Origin of the sequence: Rhodococcus sp. R1101, assembly GCF_000278445.1 — a bacterium.
In the GTDB taxonomy this organism is placed as follows: Bacteria; Actinomycetota; Actinomycetes; order Mycobacteriales; family Mycobacteriaceae; genus Rhodococcus; species Rhodococcus gordoniae.
In genome coordinates this window covers 1-3246 of record NZ_AJVB01000443.1, presented here as the reverse complement: position 1 = coordinate 3246, position 3246 = coordinate 1, and the positions used below count along the sequence as shown (strand labels likewise).

The following is a 3246-nucleotide window of genomic DNA, read 5'->3' as shown; positions in this document are numbered from 1 at the left end:
GATTCGGGTCCGGCCATCACCCGGACCGCGGTCGCCGCGAGGTCGAGCGACGGCGCGAAGACCGTGAGGCAGTCGTAGTCGACGCACGCCGGCACCACGCCGTGCGCCGGGATCACGCCGAGGGTGGCCTTGACACCGACGATTCCGTTCAGCGCGGCCGGGACGCGTCCCGACCCGGCGGTGTCGGTGCCCAGCCCGATGTCGGCGATGCCGAGCGCGACGGCGACCGCCGAACCCGAACTCGAACCGCCCGAGACCTTCTCGGGATCCCAGGCGCACCGCACCGCCCCGTACGGGCTGCGGGTCCCGACGAGACCGGTGGCGAACTGGTCGAGGTTGGTCTTGCCCAGGACGACGGCGCCGGCGGCGATCAGGCGCTCGACACCCGAGGCGGTCTCCTCGGGGACGTACGCGAACTCGGGACATGCAGCAGTGGTCGGGATTCCGGCGACGTCCACGTTGTCCTTGACCGCGACGACCAGACCGGCGAGCGGCAGTGACTCACCGGCGGCGACGCGGGCGTCCACGGCGGCGGCCTCGGCGAGGAGATCGTCGGCGCCGCGCAGCGTGATCCACACTTCGGGGCGCTCCACCTCGCCGATGCGGCGCAGCGCGGCGAGAACGCGATCGGTGGCGGACACCCTCGCCGGGGAGACGGGCGCCGCAGCTGTATACATCGTCGTGGACATGGCTGTATACGCTATGGACCGGCAATGACGCCGCTGTGACGTTGTGTAACAGCCTTGTTAGGGATGTCCTCTCCGGCCGGATGCCGGCATGCGGACGGATCAGAAGTCGCGTTCGATCTGCAGGACACCGATGGTCGTGGCGAGAGCATCGTATTGCGTGACGAGCAGGCAGAATTCGATGAGCCTGCGGTCGTCGTAGTACTGCGCGAGCGACGACCAGGTCTCGTCGGACAGGTGCTTCGTGGTCACGAGCTCGTCGACGGCGGTGAGAAGCGTACGGTGCCTCGGCTGCCAGCCCGGAGCGCCGGGTCCGGCGACGATACGGTCGCGCACCTCGTCGGTGATCCCCGCGCGGCGGCCCAGACGGGTGTGGTGGTCGAATTCGTAACCGCACTCGCGTAGATGCGCTACCCGCAGGATGACCATCTCCGACTCGAAGCGGCCGAGGCGGCCGAACGGCATGAGCATGCCCGCATAGTGCAACCATCCGCGGAACAGTCGCCCGGTGCGGCCGAGCGTGCTGAACAGGTGGGCGTCCGAGGTACCCCCGGCAGCGGACAGGGCCTTCCATGTCACCCAGTTGAGCGGGCCGAGTTCCTTGAAACGTCCGGGCTGGATGCGGGGTGTCATGAGCGCCAGTGTGCCCGAACGAGCTCGTCCGGTCACGCGGAACGACCGGGGCTCCACGGATGCGGGTCAGTCGCGGACGGCGCGGGCCATCCGCGCGAAGGTGCGTGCCTCCTCGGCGCGTCGCACGACCACCGATCGCGAGGTGTCGATGTGGGCGAGCAGCAGGTGGTGGGCGTCGTCGAGCTTGTCGGCGAGAACGAGTTCGGCGACCGCAATGTGCTCGTCGACGGTGGCGGCGATGCGATCGGGTGTCAGGTAGTCGAACATCCGCACCGGACGCACCTTGGCGTTCACCGAGGCCAGGGCGTCGCACAGGGCGCGATTGCCGGAGGCGGCGAGCAACGTCATGTGGAAGCGTTCGTCCAGCGTGACGAAACCGGCGTCCGGTTCGGGCGGACGGCTGCGAATCTCGTACCAGTGGTCGAGTTCGGGGCCGAGGACGTCGGGGTCGTGCCGTACCGACTCGTCCTCGAGCACCCGGCGGATCCCGCGCAGCTCCAGGGTGGTGCGCAGCTCGTACAGGTCGGCGAGGTCGTCGAAACGCGGACGGTAGGGATACAGCCCCTGGTCACGACGCTCGACGAGCCCGTCGGACACCAGCCGGGCGAGGGCCTCGCGCACCGGAGTTCGCGACACCCCGTACTGCTCCGCGAGCCGTTCCTCGCTGAGCCGTTCGTCGGGGGAGAGTGTGCCGGACATCAGACGGGCACGCAGCGCCGTGTAGACGCGTTCGCGGCGGGTGTCGGCGGCCATCAGATCGCCATGGCCGCGCGGACGGTGGCAGCGGCGTCGACACCACCTTCCCCGGTGGAGGTGATACGCCCGGATTCGAGGACGTAGTAGTGCAGGGCGTTGTCGAGAGCGAAACCGATGTGCTGTTCGACGAGCAGCACCCCGAGGCCGCCGCTACGGCCGAGTTCGACGATGGTGTTCTCGATCTCGGCGACCACCGAGGGCTGGATGCCCTCGGTGGGCTCGTCGAGGACGAGCATGCGCGGTTCGGTGATCAGGGCGCGGGCGATGGCGAGTTGCTGGCGCTGGCCGCCGGAGAGCAACCCGGCCCGGCGGTCGAGCAGCGGGACGAGGGCGGGGAACAGGTCGAGCATGTCGGCGACGAGCGCGCGGCCGTTGCGCCTGGTGTCCGCGACGACCTGCAGGTTCTCACGGCAGGTGAGCTGGCCGAAGGACTGCTGCCCTTGCGGGACGTAGGCCAGACCCCGGGCGACCCGGGCGGACGGTCGCAGCGAGGTGACGTCCTCACCGTCGAAGAGGATCTTTCCTTTCGTGACGGGCAGCAGGCCGACGGCGGCGCGCAGCAGGGTGGTCTTGCCGGCGCCGTTGTGGCCCATGACCGCAACGGACTTGGCGGACGGGACGGTGAGGGAGAGTCCGTGCAGGATCTCGGTGCGACCGTAACCGGCGTGGACGTCGACGAGTTCGAGCATCATGCCTCCTGAGGTGCGGTGGCGGTCCCGAGATAGACCTGCTGGACCTGCGGGTCGTTCTGGACCTGGTCGACGGTGCCGTCGGCGATGACCTTGCCGCGGGCGAGGACGGTGACGGAGGTGGCGAAGGCGCGCATGAAGTCCATGTCGTGCTCGACGACGACCACGGTGCGCTGCGCACCGATGCGCCGCAGCAGTTGCCCGGTCTCCTCACGTTCGTCGTGGCTCATGCCGGCGACGGGTTCGTCGAGGAGCAGGACGTCGGCGTTCTGGACGAGCAGCATGCCGATCTCGAGCCATTGCTTCTGCCCGTGGGCGAGGATCCCGGCGGGGGTGTCGCGGTGGGCGGTCAGGCCGATCGTCTCGAGGGCTTCCTCGATCTCGGGCAGCACGCCGCTGCGGCGACGCAGCAGCTGCCACGGGGAGCGGCCCGCGCCGGCAGCGATGTCGAGGTTCTGCAGGACCGACAGTTCCTCGAAGAC

The 3246-nt window shown here is 69.4% G+C and carries 5 protein-coding genes; all 5 read right to left on the bottom strand.

The window, feature by feature from the left end; genetic code table 11:
• Positions 1–677: amidase family protein (locus tag R1101_RS0119515; RefSeq protein WP_269726640.1), on the bottom strand; the 677-nt coding region annotated here is incomplete at its 3' end.
• A gap of 111 nt (positions 678–788) precedes the next feature.
• On the bottom strand, positions 789–1319 hold the full coding sequence (locus R1101_RS0119510; RefSeq protein ID WP_016935002.1) for a carboxymuconolactone decarboxylase family protein: 531 nt from the start codon (positions 1317–1319) through the stop codon (positions 789–791).
• A 66-nt stretch (positions 1320–1385) separates the two neighbouring features.
• Entirely contained in the window at positions 1386–2072 is a 687-nt protein-coding gene (locus R1101_RS0119505) for a GntR family transcriptional regulator (RefSeq protein WP_016935001.1), read from the bottom strand.
• Positions 2072–2764 (bottom strand): urea ABC transporter ATP-binding subunit UrtE, encoded by a 693-nt coding sequence (gene urtE, locus R1101_RS0119500; protein ID WP_016935000.1) that lies wholly within the window; start codon positions 2762–2764, stop codon positions 2072–2074. The genes R1101_RS0119505 and urtE overlap by 1 nt, the downstream gene beginning before the upstream one ends.
• The coding region (locus tag R1101_RS27610) for an ATP-binding cassette domain-containing protein (protein WP_016934999.1) at positions 2764–3246 on the bottom strand (483 nt) is incomplete at its 5' end. The genes urtE and R1101_RS27610, both read right to left, overlap by 1 nt.